At 69.4% G+C, this 22,680-nt stretch carries 24 protein-coding genes; 10 read left to right on the top strand and 14 right to left on the bottom strand.

Annotated elements, in window-relative coordinates; genetic code table 11:
- Positions 1 to 7 precede the first annotated feature (7 nt).
- Both ACGFZS_RS14860 and ACGFZS_RS14855 read right to left on the bottom strand, forming a co-directional pair.
- The gene (locus ACGFZS_RS14860) at positions 8 to 322 is read right to left on the bottom strand and encodes an AzlD domain-containing protein (RefSeq protein WP_393795363.1); all 315 of its coding nucleotides are present in this window, start codon (positions 320 to 322) and stop codon (positions 8 to 10) included.
- A complete protein-coding gene (locus ACGFZS_RS14855) occupies positions 319 to 981 on the bottom strand; it encodes an AzlC family ABC transporter permease (protein WP_393795362.1) in 663 nt (220 codons plus the stop codon). Before ACGFZS_RS14855 ends, ACGFZS_RS14860 begins: the two co-directional genes overlap by 4 nt.
- 67 nt (positions 982 to 1,048) lie before the next feature.
- Between ACGFZS_RS14855 and ACGFZS_RS14850 the strand changes: the two genes are divergently transcribed.
- Complete coding sequence (locus ACGFZS_RS14850) at positions 1,049 to 1,615, top strand: helix-turn-helix domain-containing protein (protein WP_393795361.1); 567 nt, start codon at positions 1,049 to 1,051, stop codon at positions 1,613 to 1,615.
- A gap of 93 nt (positions 1,616 to 1,708) precedes the next feature.
- Here ACGFZS_RS14850 and ACGFZS_RS14845 read toward each other — a convergent pair whose 3' ends face one another.
- On the bottom strand, positions 1,709 to 1,912 hold the full coding sequence (locus ACGFZS_RS14845; RefSeq protein WP_007490911.1) for a cold-shock protein: 204 nt from the start codon (positions 1,910 to 1,912) through the stop codon (positions 1,709 to 1,711).
- A 313-nt stretch (positions 1,913 to 2,225) separates the two neighbouring features.
- On the opposite strand from ACGFZS_RS14845, the gene ACGFZS_RS14840 reads away from it, so the two are divergent.
- The 7 genes from ACGFZS_RS14840 (at position 2,226) to ACGFZS_RS14810 (ending at position 12,428) form a co-directional block, all read left to right on the top strand.
- Positions 2,226 to 3,074, top strand: a complete 849-nt coding sequence (locus ACGFZS_RS14840) for a menaquinone biosynthesis protein (protein WP_359210175.1) — start codon at positions 2,226 to 2,228, stop codon at positions 3,072 to 3,074.
- A gap of 95 nt (positions 3,075 to 3,169) precedes the next feature.
- The gene (locus ACGFZS_RS14835) at positions 3,170 to 4,747 is read left to right on the top strand and encodes a serine/threonine-protein kinase (protein ID WP_393795360.1); all 1,578 of its coding nucleotides are present in this window, start codon (positions 3,170 to 3,172) and stop codon (positions 4,745 to 4,747) included.
- A gap of 280 nt (positions 4,748 to 5,027) precedes the next feature.
- Positions 5,028 to 9,548, top strand: coding sequence for an FtsK/SpoIIIE domain-containing protein (locus tag ACGFZS_RS14830; RefSeq protein WP_393795359.1), 4,521 nt, complete (start codon positions 5,028 to 5,030; stop codon positions 9,546 to 9,548).
- 209 nt (positions 9,549 to 9,757) lie between these two features.
- The gene (locus ACGFZS_RS14825) at positions 9,758 to 10,048 is read left to right on the top strand and encodes an SAV_915 family protein (protein WP_393795358.1); all 291 of its coding nucleotides are present in this window, start codon (positions 9,758 to 9,760) and stop codon (positions 10,046 to 10,048) included.
- Entirely contained in the window at positions 10,041 to 11,498 is a 1,458-nt protein-coding gene (locus tag ACGFZS_RS14820) for a hypothetical protein (protein ID WP_393795357.1), read from the top strand. Before ACGFZS_RS14825 ends, ACGFZS_RS14820 begins: the two co-directional genes overlap by 8 nt.
- Positions 11,499 to 11,658: 160 nt before the next feature.
- Positions 11,659 to 12,129, top strand: a complete 471-nt coding sequence (locus tag ACGFZS_RS14815; RefSeq protein ID WP_393795356.1) for a DUF3592 domain-containing protein — start codon at positions 11,659 to 11,661, stop codon at positions 12,127 to 12,129.
- A complete protein-coding gene (locus ACGFZS_RS14810; protein WP_393795355.1) occupies positions 12,126 to 12,428 on the top strand; it encodes a hypothetical protein in 303 nt (100 codons plus the stop codon). Before ACGFZS_RS14815 ends, ACGFZS_RS14810 begins: the two co-directional genes overlap by 4 nt.
- A 112-nt stretch (positions 12,429 to 12,540) precedes the next feature.
- Here ACGFZS_RS14810 and ACGFZS_RS14805 read toward each other — a convergent pair whose 3' ends face one another.
- On the bottom strand, positions 12,541 to 12,801 hold the full coding sequence (locus ACGFZS_RS14805; RefSeq protein ID WP_352225532.1) for a WXG100 family type VII secretion target: 261 nt from the start codon (positions 12,799 to 12,801) through the stop codon (positions 12,541 to 12,543).
- 203 nt (positions 12,802 to 13,004) lie between these two features.
- Between ACGFZS_RS14805 and ACGFZS_RS14800 the strand changes: the two genes are divergently transcribed.
- Together ACGFZS_RS14800 and ACGFZS_RS14795 are read left to right on the top strand one after the other, a co-directional pair.
- Positions 13,005 to 13,265, top strand: coding sequence for a hypothetical protein (locus ACGFZS_RS14800; RefSeq protein WP_393795354.1), 261 nt, complete (start codon positions 13,005 to 13,007; stop codon positions 13,263 to 13,265).
- A gap of 40 nt (positions 13,266 to 13,305) precedes the next feature.
- The gene (locus ACGFZS_RS14795; protein WP_393795353.1) at positions 13,306 to 14,145 is read left to right on the top strand and encodes a hypothetical protein; all 840 of its coding nucleotides are present in this window, start codon (positions 13,306 to 13,308) and stop codon (positions 14,143 to 14,145) included.
- Positions 14,146 to 14,649: 504 nt separating this feature from the next.
- Here ACGFZS_RS14795 and ACGFZS_RS14790 read toward each other — a convergent pair.
- From ACGFZS_RS14790 to ACGFZS_RS14745, 10 genes are all read right to left on the bottom strand, one after another.
- Complete coding sequence (locus tag ACGFZS_RS14790) at positions 14,650 to 16,062, bottom strand: PE-PGRS family protein (protein WP_393795352.1); 1,413 nt, start codon at positions 16,060 to 16,062, stop codon at positions 14,650 to 14,652.
- A gap of 151 nt (positions 16,063 to 16,213) precedes the next feature.
- Positions 16,214 to 16,927, bottom strand: coding sequence for a hypothetical protein (locus ACGFZS_RS14785; protein ID WP_393795351.1), 714 nt, complete (start codon positions 16,925 to 16,927; stop codon positions 16,214 to 16,216).
- A 75-nt stretch (positions 16,928 to 17,002) separates the two neighbouring features.
- Positions 17,003 to 17,560 carry a hypothetical protein gene (locus ACGFZS_RS14780; RefSeq protein ID WP_393795350.1) on the bottom strand — a complete coding sequence of 186 codons (558 nt, stop codon included), beginning with the start codon at positions 17,558 to 17,560 and terminating at the stop codon, positions 17,003 to 17,005.
- Between the two features lie 197 nt (positions 17,561 to 17,757).
- A complete protein-coding gene (locus tag ACGFZS_RS14775; protein WP_393795349.1) occupies positions 17,758 to 18,585 on the bottom strand; it encodes a hypothetical protein in 828 nt (275 codons plus the stop codon).
- A complete protein-coding gene (locus ACGFZS_RS14770) occupies positions 18,566 to 18,904 on the bottom strand; it encodes a hypothetical protein (RefSeq protein ID WP_393795348.1) in 339 nt (112 codons plus the stop codon). Before ACGFZS_RS14770 ends, ACGFZS_RS14775 begins: the two co-directional genes overlap by 20 nt.
- 49 nt (positions 18,905 to 18,953) lie before the next feature.
- Positions 18,954 to 20,450, bottom strand: a complete 1,497-nt coding sequence (locus ACGFZS_RS14765) for a C2 family cysteine protease (RefSeq protein ID WP_393795347.1) — start codon at positions 20,448 to 20,450, stop codon at positions 18,954 to 18,956.
- On the bottom strand, positions 20,450 to 20,815 hold the full coding sequence (locus tag ACGFZS_RS14760; RefSeq protein ID WP_393795346.1) for a hypothetical protein: 366 nt from the start codon (positions 20,813 to 20,815) through the stop codon (positions 20,450 to 20,452). The genes ACGFZS_RS14765 and ACGFZS_RS14760 overlap by 1 nt, the downstream gene beginning before the upstream one ends.
- Positions 20,816 to 20,946: 131 nt before the next feature.
- The gene (locus ACGFZS_RS14755) at positions 20,947 to 21,165 is read right to left on the bottom strand and encodes a hypothetical protein (RefSeq protein WP_393795345.1); all 219 of its coding nucleotides are present in this window, start codon (positions 21,163 to 21,165) and stop codon (positions 20,947 to 20,949) included.
- A 624-nt stretch (positions 21,166 to 21,789) separates the two neighbouring features.
- Entirely contained in the window at positions 21,790 to 22,104 is a 315-nt protein-coding gene (locus ACGFZS_RS14750; RefSeq protein WP_393795344.1) for a hypothetical protein, read from the bottom strand.
- Positions 22,105 to 22,130: 26 nt separating this feature from the next.
- Positions 22,131 to 22,637, bottom strand: a complete 507-nt coding sequence (locus ACGFZS_RS14745) for a hypothetical protein (RefSeq protein WP_393795343.1) — start codon at positions 22,635 to 22,637, stop codon at positions 22,131 to 22,133.
- Between the last annotated feature and the right edge of the window lie 43 nt (positions 22,638 to 22,680).

The raw sequence follows: 22,680 nt of genomic DNA, 5'->3' as shown, positions 1-22,680 counted from the left end.
CTACCCCCTACCCCAGCCCCGCCGCCCGCAGCGCCGCCGTCACCGCCGCCGCCCCCACGACCACCACCACGAACGGCGCCTTCTTCCATGCGAGTACGCCGGCCACCAGCACCCCGGCCGGGCGCGCCCAGCCCGCGAAGCCGCCGTTCTCCGTGAGTGCGCCGGTCGCGAGGAGTGCCGTCAGCAGGACCACCGCCCCCGCCGACGCCAGCTCCTGGACCCGCGCCGGGATCTCCACCCGGCCGTGCAGCGCGGGGCCCACCAGGCGGAAGGCGTACGTGCCGAGGGCGAGGGTCAGGATCATGACCACGGTTGCGTTCATCGTCGTACCACCACCAGGGCGCAGAGGGAGAGCAGGACCGGGACCCCGGCCGGGACGGCGGGGGTCGCCGCGAGGGCGATCGCCGCGCCGAGCAGGGCCGCCCGGCGTACCCCGGGGGCCGCGCGGAGTACCGGCAGGACCAGGGCGACCAGGACCGCCGGGAACGCGGCGTCCAGGCCGTAGCGGGCGGTGTCGCCGAGGGCGCTGCCCGCGAGGGCGCCGGCCGCCACCCCGGTGTTCCAGGCGGCGAACAGGCCGAGCCCCGAGATCCAGAACGCGGCGCGGCGGCGGGCCGGGTCCGGCTGGGCCAGGGCGAAGGCGACCGTCTCGTCGGTGACCAGGTGGGCGCCGAGGAGACGGGTGGCCCGGCCGGGGCCGAGGAGGTCGGCGACGGCGAGGCCGAAGGCCGCCGTGCGGGTGTTGAGGAGGAGGCCGGTGGCGGCCGCCGCCAGCGGTCCGCCGCCGGCGAGCAGGACACCGACCGCGCTGAACTGGGCCGAGCCCGCGTAGACGACGAGGGACATCAGGACCGGGACCCATACGGGCAGGCCGCCGGCCACGCTGACCGCGCCGAAGGAGACGCCGACGATCCCGCCGGCCAGCCAGACGAGGGAGCTGTCCCGGACCAGGGCGGTTCCGGTTCGGTGTAGCGAACGCATGTTCTCTACAATGAACAAGGCGACACTGTTCGTCAAGGTGAACGATCGTACCGATGGAGCGAACGCAATGTCCGAGACCCCACCGCCCCGGCTTCCCCTCGACTGGATCGCCGCGTCCCTCAAGCGGGAGCGGGCCCGGGCCGGGCTCTCGCTGTCCGAGCTGGCCAAGCGGGCCGGTATCGCGAAGTCCACGCTGTCGCAGCTGGAGGCGGGCAGCGGGAACCCGAGCGTGGAGACGCTCTGGTCGCTGGGGGTGGCGCTCGGCGTGCCGTTCAGCGCGCTGGTCGAGCCGCCGGTGTCCGCCGTCCGGGTGATCCGGGCGGGCCAGGGGCCCACGGTCGCGTCGGAGCAGGCGAACTTCGCCGCCACCCTGCTGTCGGCCTGCCCGCCCGGCGCCCGCCGGGACGTCTACCACCTGCGGATGGAGCCGGGCGCGGTACGGGAGTCCGAGCCGCACATTTCGGGGACCGTCGAGCATCTCGTCGTATGCGACGGGCGGGTGAAGGCCGGGCCACGGGGGGAAATCGTCGAATTGAACCCGGGGGATTACCTGACGTATCGCGGAGATCTTCCGCATTCGTACGAGGCGCTGGCGCCGGGCACGTCGTTCGTCCTCGTGATGCAGCACGTCTGAGGGGCCGGGAAAAGGCAGGAGCCCCGTCGCCTTGCGGCGCGGGGCTCCTTGGGTACTGCACTCAGTCTGCGATCAGACTTGGGATGTCCGTGATCAGACGGGGGTGACGTTCTCCGCCTGCGGGCCCTTCGGACCCTGCGTGACGTCGAAGCTCACCTGCTGGTTCTCCTCCAGGGAGCGGAACCCGTTGGCGTTGATCGCGGAGTAGTGGACGAAGACGTCGGGGCCGCCGCCTTCCTGGGCGATGAAACCAAAGCCCTTTTCGGCGTTGAACCACTTCACGGTTCCGGTAGCCATAAGCCCTCCTTGGGCTCAAAAGGGTCGCCCTGCTCCAGAACCTGCAAGTGTGAAAACAAACTAAGTGCCGCACAACTGCATATGTCTGAAAACGACGAGAGCCCACGGTTACATGCTCCGCAGGCTCTGTACTGCAAGGGAAACCAAACTGCAACTTGCGGCGAGCCTAGCATGTGGGCAGCGGAAAGCAACAGAGGCCAAGATCATGTCACCCGGAGGTTTGAATGGCCTCGCAAGTGGGTTGACGCCCGGAGCGGTGGTGATGCCGGGGGCGGGTCCGAGCACGGTACCCCACGGGGTCTAGTCTCGCGATGTGGACAATTCTCGCACCCGGCCGCGCGTCGGCCACATCCAGTTCCTGAACTGCCTGCCCCTGTACTGGGGGCTCGCGAGAACCGGCACCCTCCTCGACTTCGAGCTGACCAAGGACACCCCTGAGAAGCTCAGCGAGCAGCTGGTGCGCGGCGACCTCGACATCGGGCCCATCACCCTCGTCGAGTTCCTGCGCAACGCCGAGGACCTCGTGGCCTTCCCGGACATCGCCGTCGGCTGCGACGGCCCGGTGATGTCGTGCGTGATCGTCTCCCAGGTCCCCCTCGACCAGCTGGACGGCCGCCGGGTCGCCCTCGGCTCCACCTCGCGCACCTCGGTCCGCCTGGCCCAGCTGCTGCTCGCCGACCGCTACGGCGTCCGGCCCGAGTACTACACCTGCCCGCCCGACCTCAGCCTGATGATGCAGGAGGCGGACGCGGCGGTGCTCATCGGCGACGCGGCCCTGCGCGCCAACCTGCTGGACGGCCCGCGCTACGGCCTCCAGGTCCACGACCTCGGCGCGCTGTGGAAGGAGTGGACGGGCCTGCCGTTCGTCTTCGCGGTGTGGGCGGCCCGCAGGGACTACCTGGAGCGCGAGCCGCAGCTCACCCGCGAGGTGCACGGCGCGTTCCTCGACTCCCGCAACCTCTCCCTGGAGGAGGTCGCCAAGGTCGCCGAACAGGCCGCCCGCTGGGAGGCCTTCGACGAGGCGACCCTGGCCCAGTACTTCACCACCCTCGACTTCAGCTTCGGCGCGGCGCAGCTGGCCGCGGTGACCGAGTTCGCCCGCCGGGTGGGCCCGACGACCGGGTTCGCGGCGGACGTGAAGGTCGACCTGCTGACGCCCTGACACCCCTTATGACGCCCTGACACCCCTTATGACTCCCGGACACCCCTTAGGCTGCTGCGTGGACTCAATGGGGGGTGGCCATGGGGGGTGGGCACATGCAGCCGCTCGCGGGTGACGAACCCACGGCCGTCGGGCCGTACCGGCTGCTCGGCCGGCTCGGCTCCGGCGGCATGGGCCGCGTCTACCTGGGCCGGTCGGCCGGCGGCCGGACCGTCGCCGTGAAGATCGTGCACCCGCACTTCGCGCTGGACGAGGAGTTCCGGGCCCGCTTCCGCCGCGAGGTGGCCGCCGCCCGGCGGGTCGGCGGCGCCTGGACGGCCCCCGTCCTGGACGCCGACCCGGACGCGCCCGTGCCGTGGGTCGCCACCGCCTACGCGGCCGGACCCTCGCTGGCCGCGGCGGTCGCCGACGGCGGCCCGCTGCCGGCGCACACCGTACGGGCGCTGGGCGCGGGCCTCGCGGAGGCGCTGGCCGCCGTGCACGAACTGGGCCTGGTGCACCGGGACGTGAAGCCCTCGAACGTCCTCCTCACCCTCGACGGTCCCCTCCTCATCGACTTCGGCATCGCCCGCGCCACGGACGGCACGGCATCGCTGACCTCCTCCGGGGTCTCCATCGGCTCCCCGGGCTACATGTCCCCCGAGCAGATCCTCGGCAAGGGCGCCACCGGCGCCGCCGACGTGTTCTCCCTCGGCGCGGTCCTGGCGTACGCGGCGAACGGCGAACCGCCCTTCCCCGGCGACTCCTCCGCCGCCCTGCTCTACAAGGTCGTCCACGAGGAGCCCGAACTCGGCGCGCTCGGCGGTGAGCTGCGCGCGGTGGCCGAGGCGTGCCTCGCCAAGGAGCCGGGGCACCGGCCGGGCCCGGCGGAGGTGGCCCGGCGGCTGGCTCCGGAAGGGGCCGCGCGGCTGGTGACCGGCGGCTGGCTGCCGGGGGCGCTGGTGGAACGGGTCAGCCGGAGCGCCGTACAGGTGCTGAACCTGGAGACGGCGGAGGTGGCGGTGCCCGCCTCCGGGCCGGTGGAGTTCAGCAGCCCCTCGGTGGGGACGGGCCCCTCGGCGGGGACGGCGACGGTGGTGCCCGAGCCGCGGGACGCGCCGCCCGGCGGGGTCTCGGTGAGCGTCGCCGCGACCTCCGAGCCGGGGGCGGATGGCCGGGGCCGCCGGGTGAGCTGCACGGTCGCGCTCGCGGTCGCCGGGGCGCTGGCCGCGGTGACGGTCGGACTGGGCTTCCTGGTGGGGCCGTGGAGCGGCGACGACCGTGACACCAGCGCGAGTGCCGACAGTTCGGGCGCCAGCGCGTCGGCCAAGGGCGACGGGCGGATCCCGGCCGCCTACCTCGGCACCTGGGAGGGCACGGCCACCGCCCTCTCCGGCAACCTGCCCATCGGCACCTTCCGGATCACCGTCGCCCAGGCCGCCGTGGGCGACGAGCTGGGCCGGCTGCGCCAGACCGACCAGCTCGGCGGCGTCTGCACCGACGTCCTCACCCTGAAGGCGGTCACCTCCACGAAGCTCGTCGCCTCCTCCGCCGGCGTCGAGGGCAACCACGACGGCTGCGACCCCGGCCCCAACACCGTGTACCTGACCCCGAGCCACGGCGACCTGGTCTACACGTCGGACAGCTCGGCCGAGGGCAACCCGGTCGCGGTGATGTCGAAGACGGGCGACTGAGGCACAGGGGCGCGGGCCCGGCGCCCGCTCCCGCCCCCTCGGTCACTACTGTGGCTGCGCCGGACCGTGGCCGCGCCGGACCGTGGCTGCGCCGGCGAACACGCGAAGTGAAGGTGACGGGGGAAGTCCGCGTGAATATGACGGAGGAAGTCCGCCATGGACGCACTGCGGCCTGACGTTCCACGGGACTTGGGGAGCTACCGCACACCGGAACTGCCATTAGTCTCCGTTAGCTGAAGTAACGAACGTGGCCACAGGGGCCGACGGGAGGATGACCGCCATGCGGATGCTGGTCACGGTCGTGCGGGAAGGCGGTGAGCCGCACGACGTTGTGATCGCAACGGACGAGACGGCCACCGCCGGTGATGTCGCCGAGGCACTGGGGGAGGCGCTGCGGCCCTCCGGTCACGACCTGCGGAACGTGGTGCAACTGCCGGGCACCGCACCGGCCCCGATACCCGGCTACGGCGCCGGCCCCGGGGCGGCCTCGCTGTGGGCGGACGGCGTGCCCTGCGATCCGGCGGCACCGGCCGCCACCGTGCTGCGCGACGGCATGCGGGTCTCGGTCGACGACTCGATCGGCCCGCTGCTGCGCAAGGGCGAGCCCGTCGGCCAGTTCGAACTCCGGGTGGCGGGCGGTCCGGCGGCCGGCCGCGTGGTCCGGCTCGGCGTCGGCGCGGCGACCGTGGGTTCGGCGCAGACCTGCACGTTCCCGCTGGCCGACCCCACGCTGGCGCCGCTCGCGCTGCGGGTGACGATCGACCTCCAGGGCACCATCACGCTCACCGCCGAGGGCGGCGCCGAGATCCTCCTCGACGACGAGCCCGTGGACGCGGCCACGGCCACCCCCTGGCCGCCCGGCGCCGTCGTCCGGGCCGGTGACTCGCTGCTCGTCCTGGACCGGGTGGCCGAACCCGACGCGCATCTGTCCCAGATGAGCGAGGGCGGCCTCGCCTACAACCGCCCGCCCCGGCTCTCCCCGCTGCGGCCCCGCCGCCGGCTGGTGGTGCCGGTGCCGCCGGGCAAGGGCGAGAAGGCCAAGTTCCAGTTCCTCATGGCGATCATGCCCATCTTCTTCGGTGTGGGCATGTACTACGTCACCAAGCAGGTCTACATGCTGGCGTTCTGCCTCATGAGCCCGCTGATGATGCTCGGCCAGTGGATCAGCGAGAACCGCGAGGGCAAGAAGAAGGACAAGACCTCGCTCAAGCAGTACAAGAAGGACCTCGCCGAGCACCGGGCCCAACTCGCCGTCCTCGGCAAGGAGGAGCAGCGCGCCCGCCGCGCGGACGCCCCCGACCCCGCCGAGATCCTGCTCTTCGCCACCGGCCCGCGCCGCCGCCTGTGGGAGCGCCGGCTGACCGACCCGGACGCGATGCTGCTGCGCATCGGTGTCGGCGGCCTGGAGTCCGACGTCGAACTCGCCCTGGCCCGCGGCGGGGTGGCGCACGACGACGAGGCCCCGCAGCCCCCCGTGCTGCCGGACGTCCCGGTGACGCTCCCCTTCACCCGGCTCGGCGTCGTCGGCATCGCCGGTGACCGCGCCCGCGCCCTGGCCACCGCCCGCTGGCTCGCCGTCCAGGGAGCCGTCCTGCACAGCCCCCGCGACCTGTCCATGGTGACCCTGGCCGCCACCCAGGCGGCCGGCGCCGAATGGCACTGGGCGCACTGGCTGCCGCACACCGACCCGGAACAGGGCCAGGACTGCGTGGCGCTGACCGGCTTCGACTCCGAGACCATCACCCGCCGGGTCAACGAACTCCTCAACGAGCTGACCCGCCGCAAGGCCGCCCGCGAGCAGCAGAACGCCATGGGCCAGCTCTACCCGGACCCCACCGTCCTGCTGATCCTCGACGGCGCCCGGCTGCTGCGCCGGGTGCCCGGCGTCCCCCAACTCCTCACCGAGGGACCGCAGTACGGCATCATCGCGCTCTGCGTCGACGAGGACGAGCGGCTGCTCCCCGAGGAGTGCAAGGCCGTCGTCGCCTGGTCCCCGGACGCCGCCCACCACGTCCGCGTCCGTGGCTACGGCATGGAGGGCGTCGGCGACATCCTGGCCGACCAGGTCACCTACGAGTGGTGCGAGCTGCTCGCCCGCTCCCTCGCCCCCGTGCGCGACGTCAGCCGCGACGACGCGGGCGCCGCGCTCCCGTCCTCGGCCCGCCTGCTGAACCTGCTGGGCCTGCCCGACCCCACCGGCGCCGACGTGGAGCGCATCTGGCAGGCGGGCGGTGCCACGACCGCCGCCGCCATCGGCGTCGCCGCCGACGGCCCGTTCGTCCTCGACATCCGCCGGGACGGCCCGCACGCCCTGGTGGCCGGTACCACCGGTGCCGGTAAGTCCGAACTCCTCCAGACGATCATCGCGTCGCTGGCGATGGCGAACCGCCCGGACGCCCTCAACTACGTCCTCATCGACTACAAGGGCGGCAGCGCCTTCATGGACTGCGCCCGGCTGCCCCACACCGTCGGCATGGTCAGCGACCTCGACGCCCACCTCACCGAGCGCGCCCTCGCCTCCCTCGCCGCCGAACTGCACCGCCGCGAACGGATCCTGTTCGAGGCCGCCGCCAAGGACATCGAGGACTACAACGACACCCGCAGGCTCCGCCCCGAACTGGAGCCGATGCCCCGACTCGTCCTGGTCATCGACGAGTTCGCGTCCCTGGTCGCCGAACTCCCGGACTTCATCGCGGGGTTGGTCGACATCGCCCGCCGGGGCCGCTCCCTCGGCGTCCACCTGGTCCTGGCCACCCAGCGCCCGGCCGGTGTGGTGAGCGCCGACATCAGGGCCAACACCAACCTGCGGATCGCCCTGCGCGTCACCGACGCCTCCGAGTCCCAGGACGTCATCGACGCCCCCGACTCGGGCGCCATCGCCAAGTCGACCCCCGGCCGGATGTACGTCCGCTCCGGCGCCCAGTCCCTGGTCGGCGTCCAGTCCGCCCGGATCGGTGGCCGCCGCCCGGCCACCGGACAGACCGGCCCCAAGGCGACGCTCACCCCGCTGCCCTGGAACGCCTACAGCCGCCCCCTCCCCCAGCAGGCCCAGGCCGACGACGACGGCACGATGGTCACCGACCTGGCCGTCCTCGTCGACGCCGTCCGCGACGGCGCCGCCCGCATGGGCTTCGGCGAACAGCGCAGCCCCTGGCTGCCGCCGCTGGCCGAACAGGTGACGCTGGCGGAACTGGAGTCCTACGGCAGCGGGGCGAGTGGTGGGAGCGGTGCGACTCGGGCAAGTGGTGCTAGTGGTGCGGGTGGTGCTGCGGCCTGGGCCGACGTGGCGCCCGTCCCGTACGGCCTGATCGACCAGCCGGCGCGGCAGAGCCGTACCCCGCTCGTCCTGGACGTGGTCCACGGCGAGCACACCCTGCTGCTCGGCGGCGCCCGCTCCGGCCGCTCGACGGCCCTGCGCACCCTGGCCGGTTCGCTGGCCCGCGCCACCTCCCCGCACGACGTGCACCTCTACGGCATCGACTGCGGCTCCAACGCCCTGCTCCCGCTGATGCGCCTGCCGCACGTGGGCGCGGTCGTGACCCGCGACGAACCGGACCGCGTACGACGTCTCATCGACCGCCTGCTCGCCGAGATCGCCCGCCGCCAGCGCCTCCTCGCCATGGAGGGCGCCTCCAGCGCGGCCGAGCAGCGGGCCACGGCCGCCCCGGAGGACCGCCTCCCGTGGATGGTGCTCCTGCTGGACAGCTGGGAGGGCTTCGCCTCCACCTTCGAGAGCTACAACTACGGCTCGCTCCTCGAAGCGGTCCAGCGAATGTTCCGTGAAGGTTCCGCGGTCGGTCTGAAGGTGGTCATGACGGCCGACCGCAGCGGCCTCAGCGGCCATGTCTCCTCCGCCTTCGCGGACCGGCTCGTGCTGCGCTTCGCCGACCCCAACGACTACTCCACGGCCGGACTCCAGCCCCGCGAGGTCCCGAAGAACATGCCTCCGGGCCGCGCGCTGCGGATCACCGACACGGGCGTGGAGGAGACCCAGATCGGCCTGCTCGCCGAGGAGCCGGCCGGCCAGGCCCAGGTGCGCGCCCTGCGCGAGATCGCCGAGGAGGCACGGGCCCGGTACGCCCGGATCCCCGTCGGCCGGCGCCCGCTGCGGGTGGACGCGCTGCCCTCCCGTATCACCGCGTCCGAGGCGCTCGCCCTGGACGCCGACTTCACCCCGCCGTCCCGGCTGTGGGCGCTGGTCGGCGTCGGCGGCGACGAACTCCACCCCGTCGGCATCGACCTGGAGGAGAACGGCCCCGGCTTCGTCATCGCGGGCCCGCCCAAGTCCGGCCGCTCCACGGCGCTGCTGGCCGCGACGGAGTCCCTGCTCCGGGCCGGCACCCCGGTGGTCCTGGTCGCCCCGCGCCGCTCCCCGCTGCGCGACCTGGAGGGCCGCGACGGAGTCCTCGGCCTGCTCAACGCCGACCACCGCGAGGACGACCTGACGGAGCTGACGGACAAGGCGCCGAACGGCTCCTACGCCGTAGTCGTCGACGACGCCGAACTCCTCTACGACACCAGCCTCGACGAGGCCCTGGAGTCCGTGGTCCGCAAGGCCTCCGACGGCGGCATCGGCCTCGTCGTGGCCGGTACGACGGACAGCCTCGCCGGCCAGTACCGGGGCTTCGCCGTCGAGACCCGCAAGTCCCGCAACGGCCTGCTGCTCACCCCGCAGAGCCCCTCCGACGGCGAACTCTTCGGCGTCCGCCTCCCCGCCAACAGCGGCGGCGGCACGGCGGGCAGCGGACTGTTCGTCTCCGGCGGTTCGTTCATGCCGGTTCAGGCGGTCCTGAACGGCTGACACCCGGCTGCCCGCTTTCTCCGGGAAGCGGGCAGCCGTCGTAAGTCGCCCGTCATTGCTGCGTGCTGTGTGCCGCGTGCTGCGCTTGTGCGAATTGCCCAAACCTTAGGAATCCTCATACCTGGGGCAGGGTCCGCCCTTCATAGTCTGACCGGATGGATTCGGCAGAGCCTTCCCCCGTACCCCCGGCTGTCCTGGTACTTCCCACCATGGCGGATGTACCCAGGGACGCGCAGGGTGCGCCGCTGCTCGAAGGCACTGTCGACGTGATGCTGCTTCGGGTGGAGGGGGATCCGGGGGAGCCGGGCGGGGGCGGGGAGCGACGCGTTGCGATCGCGTTCTCCACCGTCGTCGGACTGGTCGAGGCGATGGGCGAGGAGCAGCCCTGGGTGGCGATCCCGACCGCGGAACTCGAGACGGCGCTGCGGGGCTCGGGCGCGCAGGCCGTCCTGCTGGACCCCCGGCTGCCCGACGGCGCGGGAGCCCCGGACCGTGACTGACCCGAACTTCTCGGGGATCAACCCGGACAACCTGATGGGGACCATCAACAGCCTGGTGTCGGGCAGCAAGGCCCTGCACCAGGGCAAGGCCGCCTACACCGCCCGGTTCCAGAGATTCGGCCTCGACACCGCCGCCCTGACCGAGATCGACCGGATCGCCGCCTGGGTCGACGGCGAACTGCCCATGCTGCGCCGCCGCCAGGCGCTCGCCGCCGCGATGGAGTTCCACGGCGTGGGCCCCAAGCCCACCATGGTCGAGCTGCGTGAACCGGTGTGGACCGTGCAGCAGGCCCGCGACCAGGGCGCGGACGTCGCCAAGGAGGCGAACGCCCTCGCCGGCATGGACCCCGCCGACGCCGGTCCCGAGTTCCACCGCATCGCCGCGGTACTGGCCCAGCACAAGGGCGACCCGGACTTCGACTCGTCCTTCTACGCGAAGATGGACCCGAACCTGGTCAAGAACCTCCCCATGGCCATCGCGACGGCCGGCGCGCCGACGGCCGAGGAGGACACCAAGGTCTTCGGCGCGGCGTTCACGGCCGCGGTGAACGCGGACCAGCCGGCGCCGGGCTTCGACAAGGTGCTCGACCTCTTCCACGGCGACATCCCCAAGGACGAGCCGGGTGCCGTCTTCAACCGGGCCCTGATGCAGGGGGACGACCCCGATCTCTGGGACACGGCCTGGAAGCATCTGAAGAAGGCCGTCACGGACCTCGGGGACCCCAAAGCAACGTGGACCGTCCACGCGGGTCTCCTCGCGAGCGTCATCGGCTTCCAGTCCCACCTGTCCGAGCAACTCTGGGACGAGGCCGACAAGTTCTCCCAGGAGGCCAAGGCCGCCTACGACAAGCGCGTCAACGCCATGTCCCCCCAGGAACGGGCCCAGTTCCGCAAGGAGACCCGGGCCGCCGCGAAGGCCTCCAAGGCCGCCTCCCGCGAGGCCGAGCAGATTTACGGCAAGTACGGCCTGGGCTCGCTCTCCCGCTTCATGGAGACGACGGTCGGCGACTCGGGCCGCTGGCTCGTCGACAAGGCCCCCTTCGTCCGGGGCTCGGCGAGCGACGCCGGATGGCTCGGCAAGGTCTTCCGGACGGGCGACCGGCTGCCCCTGGTCGGCACCCTGCTGACCATCGGCGGTATCGCCTACGACATCAAGGTGAACCACTCCGACACGGACGTGGCCGTCACGTCGAACGTCGCATCCCTCGGGGTCGGAATGGCCACCACCTACGGCACCGAAGTGCTGATAACTGCCGCGGCGGGCGGCCCGGTGGGTTGGGCCGTGGGAGCAGGCATCTTGGTGGGCGCCGGGCTTGGCTACGGTGCCTATTACCTTCTCAACACCCCTACCGGCAAGAGGGCCATTCATGCCGTAAGCCATGCGGTCAAGGATGTTGGCAGGAGCATAGGTGGTGCCGCCAAAGCGGTCGGCAGTTGGCTGGGGTTCTAACTCAGAGAAACCGGATCTGATGGCTAAGAAGAAGAGGACGAGGCGGTCTGGGAACGACCGGAACCTGCCCCCCAAAGTCGCCGAACAGAAGGCTCGTCTGGACGCGTCACGCAGGAAGATCAACCGTATGCGGCAGCCAGTGCCGAAGCGGCGAGCGATTGTGACACTGTTTGCCTTGTTTATTTTTACTTCCGGCGGTTTCCTCGTATTCCTCCTCCCATCCCATGCGCTCGTCAGCGATCTGCGTTCGAGGGGGGTCGCCACCTGGGCGGAGGTCACGTCCGCACCGCGCGACAAGTTCGGCAGCCCGGGGAACATCAAGCTCCGCTTCGACGTGGGCCAGCGCGAGGTCGACACCACCCTCAGCGACTGGGGCGGCAAACGCCCCGGCGGGCTGACGACGGGAACCACCGTGTCGGTGACCTACGACCCGCACGACCCCACCCGCGTACTGACGACGGCGTGGGTGAAACACCCGCCGGCCATGACACTGCCGATGCTGATCTTCCTGGTCCTGACCCCGTTCTTCCTGGCCGGGGCCATCTTCCTCACCGTCCTGCGGCACAGACTGCTGGCCGCCCGCGAGCACGAGAACGAGCAGGAGAACGAGCAGGAGGGGGAACTCCGGTGACCGACCCCGAGCCCAAGGTTCCCAACCCGAGGAAGGCGGACCTGGTGCGGCTCCGCGGCGACCTCGCCAAGGAGGTCGACACCTTCCGCGACGCGCTCAAGCGTCCGGCCGCGGACATGGGGGGCGACAAGGTGTGGGTCGGCAGGAACGCCCGTGCCTGGCAACAGGAGTTGGACGGCCGAAACCGGCGACTGCGCGACCAGGTGGACAAGTTGCTGCCGGTCATCGACGCGGCCATCAGGAACGAGCCCGACCAGGTCTCCCAGGCCGACGCGCGGACGTACCACCAAGGGGCCTGAACACGCAGCCGGGGCGCCGCCCGAAGACCCGCAGGTCTACGGCCGGCGCCCCGGCGAGCAGCGTCATCCGCGCGGATCGCCCGGAATGAATCCGGAACGAATCCGGAACGAATCAGGTGGCGCGCTCGATGTTGTCCGCGCTCGTGTTGGCCGACTTGCTGGCCTCGTTCAGCGTGTCGACCCACTTCGAGAACGTCGGCTTGACGTCGTGCCAGTCGTGGCGGAAACGGTCGGCCTTCGGGCCCTTCCAGAAGCCCTCGCTGTTGCCCGTCCGCGCGTCCAGGTCCTTGATCAGGGCCTGCAGGTCGTGGGCCTTGTGAGCGAAGAGCTTGGAAAGCTCCCGGAGTTGCTGGAGATCTGCACCGCGATCCATGACAATCCTCCCCGTGGTTAAGCGGCAACCGGACGGTCCGTTTGCAACAGTGGACGCTACCGCACCCTCCGTAGTTCCCGTCCACCGCTGCCGAAGATGGGATCTTCCGGTGAACAAGTCGTGTTCGTCGCGGTCGGGGGGCAGGACCGGACGTAACCGTGCATCGGTATGCTGAGGCGGTCGATACAGCGGGGGAGGCTGCTATGGCAAATCCTGACATTCAGGAACTCAATCAGCGTGCCGGTCAGTTGAGGTCCCTGGCGGACCACGTCGACTCCCTCCTCGCCGCCGCGAAGCAGCACAGCACCACCGGGATGAAGTCCTGGTCCGGCCCCAACGCCGACGACGTGCGCGGCAAGCTGAAGAGCTGGCAGACGACCTGCGGCACAGTGGCCCAGTCCTTGCGGGAAGAGGCCCAGCAGTGCACGAACGACGCCAAGGACCTGCAGAACCCGAAGAAGTGAGCCGGCGCCGACGCCGCTTCGCGAGAGGAATTCACCACCAGTGCCTTCGTACGACAGCTCCCGCGCGCGCTTCCGCCTCGCCGACCGCCATATCGCCGTGTTCGCCCACCTCCTGGACGGTGAGACGCCCCCCGACGAGCTGTGGGAATCGCTGGTCGAGCTCCAGCAGATCGGCTTGGTCGGCGAGGAAGGCGAGCTGGCACCGCTGCTGCGTGACCTGCTCGGCGCGCTGGCCGATCCCATGCTGATGATCCAGGTGGAGGTCACCGGCGAGCACGGTCCGGTCAACCACGGCGTGGTCGTGGGCCAGGAATCGGTGATCGCGCACGACGGGTGGCCGGGCGAGGAGGAGTCCGAGTACGTCTCCATCGAGCCCAACACCTTGGTGTGGGAACTGGCCCGCAAGGTCAATCTGCACCGCGGGGAGAAGCCCGAGGAGGGCGCGCCCGAAGTTCGCATCGCGACGAAACTTGCGGCTCTCGACGCGGCGTTCGTTGCTCTGGAAGAGCCCGGCGCCGACGACGACGCGACTCGCGAACTCGTACGCAAGGCGCTCGTAGAGGCGGACACCGACCTCAAGGACCCGGCCTTGAGTCAGTTCCTGGACCTGGTCGTCTCCCTGAACGCCACATGGCGCGTCACCACCGCGTGGGACGGCCGACACGACGGCCAGACGTCCGCCATGATCCGCGCCCTTGCGGTCTGGGACTGTGGCCCCCTCGGCTACTGGATCCGCGAACAGCCCGAGGAGCCGATCATGCCTGGCGATGTTGGCCCGGACAGCCCCCTCGTCCTGGTGAAGTCCAACTCCGCCGAGGTCTGGGAAAAGATCACAGACCTCCTGCCGGACCGGGAGGAACTGCTGAACGAGGGGGAGTGACCACAGGGGCCCGTGTCGGCGACGAGAGCCGTCACCCCGCACGTCAGCGATGGTTCCGCAGGCAGATTCGTGTTGAGCTGTGACTTCGAGGTCGAGCCCAACAGACTCGTACAGCGTGGGTGTGCGGGAGCATCCGGCCGTTCGGCGCGGGGAGGCTGCCGCAACCGGTATTCGGTATTCCCCTGCGGGGGAGAGAACGGCTCACCCGAAGCACGATGGCGCGAAGGTCACCATGGGGCAGGGGGCGCTGCGTGCGCGGGGTCGGAGAAACCCGCCTGGGAAGGGCTGAGGACGGCGGAGCCCTGTTGCACCTCGATGACCTTCTTCTCGGCCGACAGCGCGACGAGGGAACCTGGCGAGTGGTGCGAGGGAGAGGACGACGTGACCGTTGCGGTGTCCTGGTCGTCCTCATACCGGCTCCCGAGGGCCGGCCCCGTCCCCGGCTGAGCCGGGAGGGCCGCGGCGTCGCGGCCCGGAGTTCCCGAAGTCGGGAACGGGACCGATCTAGAACCAGTTCATCGGGTTCGCCTTGGACTTGGCGATACTCTTCCCCAGGTCGTTGACCTTGTTGCCGACCCACTTCGTCGCCTCGCCCGCGCCCTTCTTGATGTCGTCCCAGTGCTCGACGACCTTGGCCCCGGCGTAGACGACTCCGAAGCCCACGGCGAGGCCGATGGTGACCGGGTTGGGGGCGATCATGGCCGCAGTCATCGAGGCGTTGAAGCCCAATTCCGCGACATCCGCGACGTAGCCGGCGCCATTGCGCTGGAAAGCCTTGACCGGGTTGCCCTGGGCGACGACGTTCGCTGCGCTGAACACCGTCGAGGCGGCGCTTCCGGCGATGCCGGCACCGCGCAGGAAGCCGGCGACTTTGCCCGCTCCGGCCAGACCCTTCCCCAACGACGCCGTTCGGCTGAAACCGAGGCCTCGGGCCCTTGAGTAGATGTTTCCCGACACCTTGAAGAGGCTCGCGTTACCAGCCCGGGAAACAGCCTGTCCCGAGTGGGTCAGCCCACCGTACCGAGCTGCGAGCGAGTCCGAGCCCACGATGAAGTTGATGGCCCTGTTGGCCGAAACCCCCTTCCAGATGGGGGACTTCATGAACTTCAGGCTGCGGATGGCGTCGTAACCCTTGCCGGTCCACTCGGCAACCTTGGCCTTGGTGCCCGGTACCGTCTGAGCCCATTGGCTGAGCTTGCTGGGAAACCAGCTGCCGGGTGCGCCGAGGGAGCGGATCTTCGGCGTGTACTTGATGAGCTTCGTACCCGACCAGCGCAGCAGGCTGTTGTCCGACCCTCGAAGGGTGACTCCGATGCGGGTCTTCCAGGTGCGGAGCATGCCCTCCTTGAACGAGTTGCCGACCAGGACCTTGGTGAGAGCCGCACCCTGAATGGTGACGGTCGCCATGGTTCCGTTGACCGACTTCCAGTCGCCGTACAGGTCGATCACACTCATGATCGTCGCGGCGTGCGGTTTGAGACCCGGAATCTGCTCCAGGGCGTGCGTCTTGATCCGCGAGATCCAGTCGTTCAGTGACTCGTTGGACTTGCGTTTGAAGACGTCGGCGTCCGGATCGTCGCTGGCGGCCACGGAGTTGGCCAGAAGGATCTCGTCGGGGGAGAGTCCTTCGCCCGCATGATCCTTGAGGTACCTGTCGAGGTCCTTGGTACTGAACCCCGCCCAGAGAACTCCGGCTTCGGGATCACCGCTCTCCAGCCGGGCGATCGTCGCACGCTTGCGCAGATCCGGGCCGGCTTCCGTCACCCAACTCCGCAGCGGCTTGAGGGAAGTCACCTTGCTCGACACACCCAGACGTGAGGCTCTGGTGAAGGCCTCGTCGAGCTTGTCCTGGACGCCGCCTCGCCCGTCAAGCAGCTTGGCGAGCTGCTCCAGATCATCCGGATTTACGGTCCTCACGCTCTTGCCCCCTCAAAAGTGCGGACCCTGCATGTACCGCTGCTTCGACAGCCATGGCTGATCTGACTCGACGCAGGAATATCATCCTACGCACGCGCTTTACCCGTCATTGGGGAACGCATGAGCTCAGCTCAGGTGGTCCACAGGACTGTTACTTGTCTCCCACCAGGGCGAAGGCGAATGCCAGCCGTCGGTCGAGCCAGTTCGCCTGAATCTGGACCTGCGCGCTGCCCTCGGAGGTCATGACGACCTTGTCCCCGGCTCGCCACTCCAGCGGCCGTGCCTTGCTGCCCGCCTTGTCGTCCGTACCCGCGAAGAACAGGCCGTCCACCGCCTCGAAGGTGGCCCGGATGGCCACACGCGCCGCCACCTGTCCGGCACTCCCACTCGCCCACTCGTTGCGCCCGACGATTTCCGGCTGACCGGGCTGGTCGATGCGCCAGGTGTGCTTGAACGGGCGCTTGGGCGGTACGCGGCGAAGGGTTCCGATGATCTGCCCCTGTGCGTCACGTACGACGTGATGCCGCTCTCCGTCCACCTCCTGGGGCTCCTCGACGTAGCACAGAAGGCGCCGTGCCTCGGCATCCTCGTAGAGCGTGAGCTCCGGACGCGACGGAAGCCCCTCGACGGACGACGAACCGAGGAACGCGCAGGGAGCGAGAACCGGATTGTCCTTGTTGCCCTTCGGCACGCGCACGGCTGGCTTTCCCCACACCGACCGTGGCCGCTTGGTGGACTTGGGGCGCTCAACGGAGCCGACCACGAACTTGAACACGTTCTCCCAGGAGACAGGCTCGACCGGCCCTTCCTCCGCTGCCTTCGCCTTGTTGTTCCTGCCGAACGCCACTTCCGCCTCCATGGCCACGCTTCGCACCGGACAGCATGACTCTACCCAGGCGAGTTTACGATTCCTTGGGCGTGGGCCGAAGGCTGCCGTCGGTCAACGTCCGGCCCGCAGCAGTCCGTACGAGAACACCAGCCGGCGGTCGAGCCAGGCCGCCCTGACCAGGAACCGGCGATCCGCGTCGGATGTCAGTACCAGCTCACCACGCGCTCTCCACTCCAGCATGCGCGACGTGGCGGCCCGGTCGCCTCCCTCTGCCTCCATGTCCGTCACGGCCTGCACGGCGCCCAGCAGGAGCTTCCCCGCGCCCTTCTGCACCATCTCGGTGACCCCGTTCTTCGCCCACTCCGCGCTGCTCACGATCTCGGGATGACCGGGTTGCTCGATGCGCCACGTTGCCTTGAGGGCGTGTTTGAGCGGCGGAAGGCGGCGGACGGTGCCGACGAGCTGTCCCTGCCCGTCACGGACACGGTAGTGACGTACGCCGTCCGCCTCCTCGGGATCACCGACCGAGCACAAGAGGTTGCGGCCCTCCACGTCCTGGTACAGCCGCAAGTCGTCCGCGGAGCCCTGTGGGGGCAGGAACGCACACGGCGCGTTGACCTTCTGTGCACCTCCACCGTGCGGAACCCGCACGGCTCGGACGCCGAGCACCGGACGCCTCCGCTGGAGAGTGACGGGCCGTTCCTCATCGGTGATGCTGAACTCCCATGCGTCTGCCCAGGGCACGACGGGGATGGGCGGCTCACCGATGTTCCTGCTTCTGTCGAACACAGTCTGTCTCCGCAATCGCCGGGGTGCGGCACTGTTCGTACCACCACGCTGGAAGTCCAACTGCGGTCCATGCGCTGCTATGCGCTCGTCCGCGTCAGCCGTACGACGCCCTCCGCGAGCCCCGACACCTTGAACAGCACGCCCGCGAACTCGACCGTGTCACCGGCCCGGACGTCCTTGTACACGGCTACCGGGATCCCGGCGCAGTTCGCGCCGACCCCGGCGGTGCCGGCCGCGGTGTCGACGTAGGAGACGGTGATCGACAGTCCGGTGGGGAAGGTCTTCACACCGCCGTTGCGGAGCAGGGAGAGGGTGCCTCCGTGGGCCGGAAACCCCTTCGCCGCCGCGGCGAGTACGGACGGGCTGGTGGTGAAGCACAGGCCGTCGTCCGCCGCGCCGCCCTTCGACTTGAGGGACGTGGGGGCCGCGGCCAGGGCGGCCCTGTCCTTCGCGTCCCGTGGTTCGAGGACGACGCGGTAGGAGCAGATCTGGCCGACCGTGTAGGCGTGCCCGGAGACGGTGATCTGCTGTCCGGCCTTGACGGTCTGCTGCTTCTGGCCGTCCGCGTAGCTCGCGCCCTCGCGCAGGGTCGCGGTGCGGGTCGTACCGTCGGCGGTGGCGGAGTCGTACTGGACACCTCCGCCGCCCGGCAGCCGGAACCCGCCGCCGCGCAGCACGTGCAGGCCGTCGGCCGAGGCCTTGCCCACGCACACAGGGCCCTTGTCCTTCGCCGCTGCCTGGGTGGTCGCGGGCGCGGCGGTCGTCGGGCCGTCACTGCCGTCACCGCCGTCACCGCCGGTTCCGTCGGACGACGATCCGCAGCCGGACAGGGCCAGGGCCAGCAGGGCGGCCGTGACCGTGCCCGCGGTGCCGTACGTACGCGACTTACTGGCCGGCCTGAGCACCGGTCGCCTCCTTGTTGCCTTCGGTCACGCGCTCCAGCGTGATGTGGGTGCGGTACTCGACCTCCGTGACGCGCCAGGCGTCGCCGGTGATCTCCACGGGGTCGCCGGGGGTCAGGTCGTCGTACTCGGCGAGGGGGCTGCCTTCGCGGCCGATCCGGATCCGGCCGTGTACCGACGGTTCGCCGAAGACGGCCGCCACGACCTGGTGGGCACGGCCGTCGTACCGGACGTCGTACGGGATGTGGTGGCGCAGCACCCAGCGGCCGTCGTCGGTCTCGAAGGGGTATTTCACGTGCGGGCGCTGGGACACGTCACTCACCTGTGGGATCCGCGGGGGAAGCGGGGGAAGCGGGGGAACCGGTCGGGCATCAGGGCGCATCGAAGGCCTCGGCTCCCCCGAAGTACTTGTCGAACTGATCCTGCGACACCGTGATCGGCGGATAGCCGGACACGCCCCACGGATTGCCGAGGACGACCTTGCCGTCGGCGGTGAAGCCGCGCACGTAGTAGGCGTGGTCGGTGCAGTAGGTGTTGCCCCACTCCTTGGGGTGGTCCTTGTCCAGGTTCTCGTCGTCGGGAGTGGAGACGGTGACGACCTTGCCGGAGTCGAAGGCCTTCTTCAGGTCCGCCAGGTTGTTGTCGGAGTGCTTGCCGATGCCCAGGAAGCCACCGGTGGTGAGGTCGTCGCCTTCCTTGCCCGTCAGATACGGCGCGGACTTCTTGGGGTCGTCGCCCTCGATACCGCCGTAGCCGCGCTTGTCGTCGCCGTCGTCCGAGTAGACCATCGCGAAGGCCTTCTCGTAGTACGCCGGCCAGGACTCGCCGTTGCCGTACGTGGTGATGGGGGAGCCGTTGCTGTCGGTCGGCAGGTCGGCGGTCATGGTGACCCACTGGTAGGCGCCGTTCTTGTCCCAGACGCGGACGCTGACCGTGCCGTTGGGGTTCTGCTTGATGCCGTCCTCGATGAACTTGGGGTCCTTCTGGGCCAGTCCGGCGAGCGAGGCGACGTACCAGCAGTCGCCGAACTGGCGCTGGTTGACGTCGTCCGCGGAGACGCCGTCGACGATCAGCGGGTCGGAGGGCGTCTCCCAGTGGATGCCGCTGTTGGTCTGGCCGTTCTGGCTGTTCCCGCCGTTCTGCCAGGCGGCGGTGTTGGTGACGTCCGGCTGCATGCCGGGGAACGCCGTCTGGAACTTGCCGAAGTTCTCCGGGCCGATCTTGGACAGCATCTTGCCGAGGGTGTCGCGGCGTTTGTCCTCCGGCATACCGTTCTCGTCGAACGGGTTCCAGAACGAGTCATCGGTGTTGCCGAGCAACTGGCTGTAGAAGGCGAGGTCCTTGGGGGAGGCCTTCGAGACGAGGGCGTCGGTCTCGGCGGCCGTCAGCCCGTCGAGTTCACCGGAGACCTTCTCCAGGTCGTCCCGGTTCCCGTCGGTCCCGAAGTCCTTGCCCTGCAGCTCCTGCAGATGACGCAACGCGTCGTCGATCTTCTTCGCGTCGGGCGGGTTCTCGTCGAGGAAGAGGTCGCTGTCGTTGACGGGGTACCCCCGCGCGGCCAGCTCCTGCACTCCCTCGATCTGCTTGATACGACGCTTCATCGACGCCTGCATGTCGCCGAGTTCGGCGCCGAGGGACCCGGGCAGCCGGCGGCGCCCGCCGAGGACGGCCGGCATCGGGATCACGTCCCCGACGAGATCCTGCAGGTCGGGATCGCGGGACGCGTTCTGCCCGGGCGGCAGGTTCTGCTGGGCGCTGGTCAGGACGGAGGCGAGCTGGGTGTGCAGCCGCCCGGACTGCCCGGCGAGCGTGTCCAGGTCATTGGCGAGGCCGGTCAGCTTGCCGGCGTCGAACCCTCTGAACGCCATCAGTTGCCGCCGCCCGTCCCGGTCTTCGCCCCGTCCTTCCCCTTCGCCTTGGCCTGCCGGTCCAGCTCGTCGGCCTGCGCGTCCCAGCGCGTGGCATCGGCAAGCAGCGCACTGGCCATGCCGTTCAGGCTGCCCTGCCGCTTCCGCAGAGTCGCCGTGCACTCGTCGGCGAACGGCCCCTCCCAGATCGCGTTCGCGTCGTCGCCGGTACGGAAGGCGGCGGCCCGCGGACTCGCCTTCTTCACGGCATCATCGAGATACGGCCCCAGCCGCCGCGCTATCCCCCGAGCCTCCCGCGCACACCCACGCAACGCCTCGGCCCGCTTCTTCAGTTCTACGGCGTCGCCGCCGTCCGTGGCCGCCATACGCGGTCCCTCCCCCGTTGACAACTGCTGCGTCGCGAGTCGCGCACGATACGACGCCGGTGGTGAAGCATACGAGGGGCGCGCCGGCCTCGCGATTACCGACGGGAATCTCCTTGACCGTCACACGGTCGTCACTTCGGGCGAGTCACTTGACGGAAGCCGTATTGATCGCGCCGAATGGGAATGCAGTTGGTGTCGTTGCCCGACCGCGCCGACTGGCAGAGGGTGGCGCTGGTCAGGTTCGCCTTCTTCGAGACGAGTTGCCAGACCCAGTGGTAGTAGACGGTGTTTGTCCGCAAGGTGCCGAACGCCAGGTCGACGCCCTGGGTTTTGTCATCACCGGAGAGCATCTGGTTCTTGGTCAGGTAATTTGTCCCGAAATCGAGTACGTCCCCTGGTCCCGGCGAGCTTGCCCGATCCTATGTCGGCAGCACGGCTAGGGTAATTGATCCCCATGTTCAAGGGGAGTGTTTGGGTGCTGAGGTCGCTCGACTCCATCTGCTCCCGCAGGAGCAGAGCCAGTGCCATCAGGTCATCCGGTGGACTGCCGGTGCCGTTCGCCAACTTCACCACGGTCCGGGCATCGAGTATCTGCACCCGGTAGTTGTGCGTGCCACGCACGTGCAGTACCGGCGAGAGCGCCTCTGATGTGCTGGCAGAGGTCGTGCCGTGACCGCTCCCTCCGGTCAGCACACCAATGCCGCCTGCGGTCGCGATCGCTGCGCCACCGACTATTCCGCAGATCGCCCTGCGTCGCTTACGCCGACGGCTTGCGCGCTCCCTGATGGCTGCCCAGTCGATAGGTGGTGAAGTCCCACTCACGGACTCGGTGTGTGGCACATCGTCCGGCACGTAGATTCTTCCCCCGGGGGTTCAGCTGTGGTTGTGCGGAGCACTTGGGCGCTCAAGACCACAGGTGATGCAAACAAAAGAGGCGACTTTCGGCAGCTACGGCCGTACCACGCGTTTCACGGTCAGCCCATACGCCCGGCAAGGAACCGTCGCTCGCTGTCGGCCTCGGCCTGAGTGACTTCCTTCGGATGCGAGGCGCGCTGACTCGCCACATCCGCGAGGAATTCATGTGCCTGCTTGGACAGATCGGCATTGGCTCCGTGCAGATCGCTGCCCCAGTTCCGGGCGTTGGGACCGACCCAGACGTTGCCCTTGCCGCCGGCCATCTGCGTGTCGGGGTTCTTGAGTGCGTCGGCCACCGTCGCGATGTCCTTGGACACTGCTTGGTAGAGGGTGTCCAACTCCTGCCAGATGGGGCTCGGTACCTTGTCGGTCATGGCGCTCCAGCGGGGTGAAGGTGTGTTCAGGGCGTTGAGTCGGAGCTGAGGAAGCTCGGGATGGGGCTGGGCGATGCGGATGACGAGGTGTACTCGTCACGCTTCGACCCGCCGTAAGCGTGGAAGATGTCGTCCTTGGCCTCGCCGACGTTTGTGCATTTTCCCCGGACGTCAAGTCGGGCAAGCGCGGCGCTGTCCCCGGTGCGATCGAGCAGGCGCAACTGAACCTCGATGCCGTTCTTCGTGGCGGACTGAATCTTGTCGCCGGAGGGCTTGAGGTTCCAGTCGGCAGCGCTCAAGCGGTTCTTCATGATGGCCATGAACTGCTCATCGGTCTGATTTTTTGTTTTCCTTGCGAAAGGTTCTTCGACAACGTACATGACTGAATCTTTTGTTTTTGGATCCGCACAGTTGGTGAAGCCGCCCGTTCCGGATGTCAGGAGAACGTCGTTGGCTAGGGCATAGTGCAGCTTCCAGAACGTTTCTCCGACCGGCTGTCGTGATTTGTCGGCCGCCTTCTTGCCGTCAGTCACGTTCGTCCCTCCGTCACCGCAACCTGTGGCGAACACGGCAAGG

The sequence above is a fragment of the Streptomyces sp. NPDC048288 genome (assembly GCF_043201555.1).
GTDB lineage: Bacteria > Actinomycetota > Actinomycetes > Streptomycetales > Streptomycetaceae > Streptomyces.
Note: the sequence above shows the minus strand (reverse complement) of the source record. Positions and strands in the feature narration are given on the sequence as shown.